Below are 5,438 nucleotides of genomic sequence, written 5' to 3'. Positions count from 1 at the left end.
AAAGGCCAAGGTGATGATCCGGGTCAGCCGGGGAATGCTGGCTAACCTGCGGTTGATCAGCCGCCATCCCACGACGGGATGCCCCCCAATTTATTGGGGGGAGGATGTCACCGTAACTCCTAACAAACTCTTTGCCCGGAAAGTTCTTGCGGAAGGAAGGCGGCTCTTTAACAGCTGGCAGTTTGCCGCTGCCGAAAAGGTACTGGAGAGTTTTCTCGGCAGGTTTTCGCCGGGACTGGTAAGGCGTTGGTTTGCCGACCTGGAAGAGCTTTATCTCCTATGTAAGGCTTACCGGTTGTGGGATGCGTTCGACCACCTTGCGACCAGAGAAGCATTTGAAGCCATAGGCAGGGTGGTGGTGGAACGCTGGCCGGAGAAGGTGAAAGAGAATAAGGGCTGGGTTAATCAAATTGCGCGTAGGTTGAGGGAGGAAGAGCCTGCAAAGAGGCTCTGCGCGGAATTATTGGTGGACCTGTGGGCAAATGCCTTTCGACGCTTGGAGGAAAGGCGGTTTATCGATGCCGTTGCACGGCTGTACCGGCTTGCGGAAATGATGGCGCAGTACAGGCTCTGGCACGGCTACGGTATTGATACGGGCAATGTGGATGTGGAGAGGGTGCCTGACGGCGCGCGGGGATGGCTGGAAACCTATGGGAATGAGCGCGGCAGGGTGCAAGTTCCCTTAAAGGCTGCATATGAGCTGCTGGCGGCACTTGGTGACGAGCTAGGCAGAGCTTGGGAAGATCTGGGATTAAGGAATGCTCTGCGGGCTCGCAACGAGTCCATTGCCGCTCACGGACTACAACCGGTTAATGAGGAAGTAGCCTTGCGGCTTAAGGAGGCCCTGGAGCCGTTGCTCCTAAAGGTAGTGCCGCAGCTAAATGCTTATCTTAGCAGGGCCACCTTTCCCGTTTTAGATTAGGAGATTTTCTGCGGGCTGGAGCCCCACCGCCGCCCAAAGCGCGGTAAAAAGCTGAAGGCGGCTGTTTTAGGAAATTTTCCTCGGGGAAACAGGAGCGCAGTGGGACCACGGTATATGTTACACGCCACATCCCTTTCGGGTGGGGGGAAGCATGAGCGTAGCGTGGTATTACCTTTCTCATACCGCCACACCTATTGGGTGATTTAGAGGGGGAAGCATGAGCGTAGCATGGTATTACCCAGCCTCACCTGTCCGCGTTTAGATTTCAGGTAATTTTTTCGGGAGGGGCGAAAGGCGGCTTTCCCCAGCAGAGGTTTAAAAGATGTTCCAGGCGTGTTATTATTTTTTGTGATGGCCGTCGATCAAGCTGTTTCCCTCCTCCTGCGGGATGTTCCCTGAAAGGTGCAAAAGGAGAGGTCTAGATTTTACGCGCGATCCAACGAGGATAGTGGTGCCGTCGTTTCCCGTGGGAGGTTTTCCTACCGGGGATCGACGGCAAACACTAGCCTCAAAACCCTCAAAAATCGTGCATTCTCTTCCTTAGTTCAAATCGAACCATTATGGGATTGAAAATTTTCTTCCTGGCACGCCTTTTGCTTTGGCGAAAATGTTCAAATCGAACCATTATGGGATTGAAAATTTAAACGCACGAGAATGGCTTCTGAGGGGTGTTTCGGTTCAAATCGAACCATTATGGGATTGAAACTAACGGGAGCGCGGCGAGTAGCGGGAGAAGAAAATGGTTCAAATCGAACCATTATGGGATTGAAACGCCCTTCGCTGGGCTGCACGTCCTGGATGCGGAAAGTGCGTTCAAATCGAACCATTATGGGATTGAAACGTACCTAAAGGCCAAGGTAGTGGTCGAAATCGACGTGGTTCAAATCGAACCATTATGGGATTGAAACTTCTGCAAAGAGTTTGCAAGCTAACTGATGGGGAATGTTCAAATCGAACCATTATGGGATTGAAACTCCCGGGGTGGACGCGGCGAAAGTGGTTGCCACCACCCTCATGTGGGATGAGCCCAAAACAGGGGCCTCCCCTTCCGGCATCGTGACCAAAGGTAGCGGAGGTTTTTTCATCCAAAGGAACCTCCAGAAAGGCCTTTGTAAGGTATAATAGGTTTTGAGTGTTGTGGGTCCGGGAGGACTACGGTAGCTGTGCTCCTCATCGTGAACGCCGACGATTTTGGTTATACCCCCGGTGTTAACCGGGGCATAGTGCAGGCCGTGGCCTTCGGCATGGTGAGCAGCGTCAGTTTGATGGTGAACATGCCGGGTACGGAGGAGGCCCTGGGGCTTTTACGCCGTGGTGCGGTGGGGGCCTGCGGCGTGCACCTCTGCCTGACAGCGGGGCGGCCCGTTTCCCCGCCGCAAGAAGTGAGCAGCCTGGTGGACGGGGAAGGCCTCTTTAAAAAGAAAGAAGCCCTCTTTGCCGCAGGGTTTAACGTGCAAGAAGTGCGGCGGGAGTTCCTCGCCCAAATAAAAAAGGCCCGGGAAGGCGGGGTGCTCGTAACCCACCTGGACACCCACCACCACGTGCACGAGCACCCCCTGGTGTTAGGGGTGCTGGCGGACCTGGCCGTGGAGTACGGGCTGCCGGTGCGCGCCACCACGGCGGAGGTAGCGGGCTATCTTTCCCGCCGCGGCGTTTCCGTGGTGGATTTTTTCTGGGGTTCCTGGTACGGCGGGGGTGCTACCGAGGAGGGCTTCTGGGAGGCCGTGCAGGAGGGCCTGCGCCGCGGGGCCCGTTCCATGGAAATCATGACCCATCCGGGCCTGGCCGACGGAGAACTGCGGCGCCTGAGCGGTTACGCCCTGGAGAGGGAAAGGGAGCTGGCCGTTTTGTGCCGGCCTTCCCTTAAGGAGCGCCTGCGGGAAAGCGGCGTGACCCTGGGAAGCTACCGAGATTTAGCCGGGTTGAAAGGGGGCTACCCTGCTTGAAGGAGTTGGAGGTGAGCCTGGGAGCAGCCTTTGTGGCCGGGCTGCTTTCCTTTTTTTCTCCCTGCATCCTGCCCCTGGTGCCCTCCTACCTGGCCTACCTGGCCGGTTCTTCGCTGGAAGAGCTGCTGCGGCGGGAGTGGGGCGGCGGGCGCTTCGAGCTGCTCGGGCGCACCGCTTTCTTTGTGCTGGGCTTTTCCCTGCTCTTCGTGCTTATGGGGCTTTCCGCCGGCAAGCTGGGGCAACTGCTCCTCCACCACATGCACCTGCTGCGTAAGGCGGGCGGGGCGCTGATCCTCCTTTGCGGCCTGCAGCTGGCCGGATTCCTGAACTTCGGCTGGCTGGTGAGGGAAAGGAGGGTCCGCTTTGTGCCGCGGGAGGCGGGATGGGTAAGCTCCTTTCTGCTGGGGGCGGCCTTTTCTGCCGGCTGGACGCCCTGCGTGGGGCCGGTGCTGGCCTCCATCCTGCTGGTGGCCGGGCAGAGCGCCAGCCTGAAGGCGGGGGCTCTGCTGCTCTCCGCCTACTCCCTGGGGCTGGGCGTGCCTTTTGTGCTCTCCGCCGCCGCCCTGGGGCCGGTGGTGGGGGCGCTACGCCGGAGTTCGCGGTACCTTTTCCTGGGGCCAAAGCTGTGCGGCCTGCTTCTGGCAGGCCTGGGGTTATACTATCTCTTGAGGTGAATAGGAAGAGGGGGATATACGTTGAGCAGGATTTTTTTCCCGCTGGCCTTTCTCCTGGGGGCCGTGCTGCTCCTGGCGGTAGCCTGCTGGCCGGTTAAGGAAGGAGGAAAGGAGGACCCCGGAAGGGAGGCTTCCAAGGAAACCGTCCCGGGGGCGGAGGTGGGCCGGCAGGCGCCGGACTTTACTTTGCCCGCACCGGACGGGAAAAAGGTAACCCTTTCCTCCCTGAGGGGGAAGCCGGTGGTGTTGAACTTTTGGGCCACCTGGTGTCCTCCCTGCCGGGAGGAGATGCCGGCCATCCAGGAATTTTACCGGCAAAAGGGCCGCGAGGTGGAGGTTCTGGCCGTAAACCTTACGAGCAGCGAGAGGTCACCGGGCGCGGTGCAGGAGTTCCTAAAGGAAAACGGCTACACCTTCCCGGTCTTACTGGACGGCAGGGGGGAGGTGGCTGGCCTTTACCTGGTGCGGGCCATCCCTACCACCTTTTTCCTGGATGGGGATGGCGTGATCAGGTACAGGCACACGGGGCCGCTGACCCTGCAGGACATGCTGGAAATCCTGGCCAAGCTGCCGCCTTCAGGAAAGTGAGGCCGTAGGGCTGCGGCGCGCGGGGCGCCGGATGAAGTACGAGATCAGGGCGGCCAGAGGCTGCTGGAAGATCATGCCCAGCGTTACGGGGACGGCCACGGCAGGAGGGAAGTAGGCCATGGCCAGCACCACGCCGAAGCTAAAGTTGCGCATGCCCACGTTGTAAATCATAGCCGCTACCGTGCCGTGCCGGCGGTCCTTTAAGGCCAGCGATCCCAGGTAGCCCAGGGCAAAGCTGCCGGCCACCGCGGCCAGGACCGCCAGCAGCATTTTGGCTACGGGGAGACCCCAGTGTATTTCCGGCGCCACCACCCCGGCGTTGATGTACACGACGCCGAAAAGGGCCAGCTTGGAGGTGAACCCGCCGGCGGTGCGGGAAAAGCCGGCCAGGCGGTGGCGGCTGAGCTCGTTGGCGGCCATGCCCAGGACGCTGGGCAGCGTCACCATCCAGAGAAGCCCCGCCAGCATGCGCCGGTAGTCTACTTCCACCGCTTGGCCGGCTATGAGGGCCAGGAGCAGAGGAAGGAGAAAAGGGCTGACCAGGGTGTCTACCGTTACCCCCGCCAGGGCCAAGGCCACGTCGCCCCGCACCAGCGAGGTCCAGATGATGGAGGTGACGCCGATGGGTGTGAGGGCCCCCAGCAGGAGGCCCAGCCTCACCAGGTAGTTGTCCGGGTAAAAGAAAAGCCCCAGCGTCCAGCTTAAAAGGGGCGCCGCCCCGTGCACGAGCAGCAGCACCCAAAGCGTCACCCAGGGCCTGGCAATCACGCAAAGGAAATCCTTGAAGCTGGTTTCCAGGGCCGTGATGAAGGTCATGTAGGCAAACAGGGCCACGGCCACCTTGGCCAGGGAGGGCGAGGACGGCAGAGGGAAAAAGAGACCGGCGGCCAGGGCGGTCAGCACCACCAGGAACATGCGCCGCCCCAGCCAGCTGTTGCATTGGGCCAGAAATTCCGAGCACTTCATGAAAGATATTATAAGAGCAAAATGCAAAACTTAGAGCTCTTGAACCCGAAAGATTTTAGGACCTAAGGGGTAAGCTTTACCCACTTCCTTAACCTGCTTTTTGTAACACATTTACTTAAAAGAAGAAAGGACTTCCTCCTCTTTGTGTCGAATTTAATCGAAAAACCCCAAAAAACCACAAAGGGAGGAGGAAGCCCTTACATGGTGTATATTCAACAGCCAACGCTTTTTCCCTTCGAGGTTTTTGTTCACTCCGGCTGCAGTCACCAGCACTTTTTTTCGGCCCTCCTTTCTATCGATGTCGAGCCAATAAGGAAAATGTTTCCTTTGTACCAAGGAACC

General features: G+C 58.7%; 6 protein-coding genes and 1 CRISPR repeat array. Of the genes, 4 read left to right on the top strand and 2 right to left on the bottom strand.

The genetic code is table 11. The features are described 5' to 3' along the window. The 4 genes from G454_RS20585 to G454_RS20580 all read left to right on the top strand — a co-directional run. Nucleotides 1-922: TIGR02710 family CRISPR-associated CARF protein (locus G454_RS20585; RefSeq protein WP_027719167.1), on the top strand; the 922-nt coding region annotated here is incomplete at its 5' end. Between the two features lie 543 nt (nucleotides 923-1,465). Then, nucleotides 1,466-1,895: direct repeats of the CRISPR family, unit length 29 nt; unit sequence GTTCAAATCGAACCATTATGGGATTGAAA. Between the two features lie 190 nt (nucleotides 1,896-2,085). Continuing rightward, nucleotides 2,086-2,868 carry a carbohydrate deacetylase gene (locus G454_RS0114485; RefSeq protein WP_027719166.1) on the top strand — a complete coding sequence of 261 codons (783 nt, stop codon included), beginning with the start codon at nucleotides 2,086-2,088 and terminating at the stop codon, nucleotides 2,866-2,868. Then, nucleotides 2,865-3,542, top strand: coding sequence for a cytochrome c biogenesis CcdA family protein (locus G454_RS19495; RefSeq protein ID WP_084413534.1), 678 nt, complete (start codon nucleotides 2,865-2,867; stop codon nucleotides 3,540-3,542). Before G454_RS0114485 ends, G454_RS19495 begins: the two co-directional genes overlap by 4 nt. 21 nt (nucleotides 3,543-3,563) lie before the next feature. Beyond that, nucleotides 3,564-4,130, top strand: coding sequence for a TlpA family protein disulfide reductase (locus G454_RS20580; RefSeq protein ID WP_051276506.1), 567 nt, complete (start codon nucleotides 3,564-3,566; stop codon nucleotides 4,128-4,130). Here the strand turns inward: G454_RS20580 and G454_RS19485 are convergent. Together G454_RS19485 and G454_RS22175 are read right to left on the bottom strand one after the other, a co-directional pair. After that, nucleotides 4,119-5,096, bottom strand: a complete 978-nt coding sequence (locus tag G454_RS19485; protein ID WP_051276510.1) for a bile acid:sodium symporter family protein — start codon at nucleotides 5,094-5,096, stop codon at nucleotides 4,119-4,121. The genes G454_RS20580 and G454_RS19485 overlap by 12 nt on opposite strands. Nucleotides 5,097-5,249: 153 nt before the next feature. Continuing rightward, a partial coding sequence (locus tag G454_RS22175; RefSeq protein ID WP_211230116.1) for a hypothetical protein occupies nucleotides 5,250-5,438 on the bottom strand: 189 nt, incomplete at its 5' end.

The organism is Desulfovirgula thermocuniculi DSM 16036 (assembly GCF_000429345.1).
GTDB classification, from domain to species: Bacteria; Bacillota; Desulfotomaculia; order Desulfotomaculales; family Desulfovirgulaceae; genus Desulfovirgula; species Desulfovirgula thermocuniculi.
The sequence above is the reverse complement of the archived record's forward strand: the minus strand, read 5'-3'. Positions and strand labels throughout refer to the sequence as shown.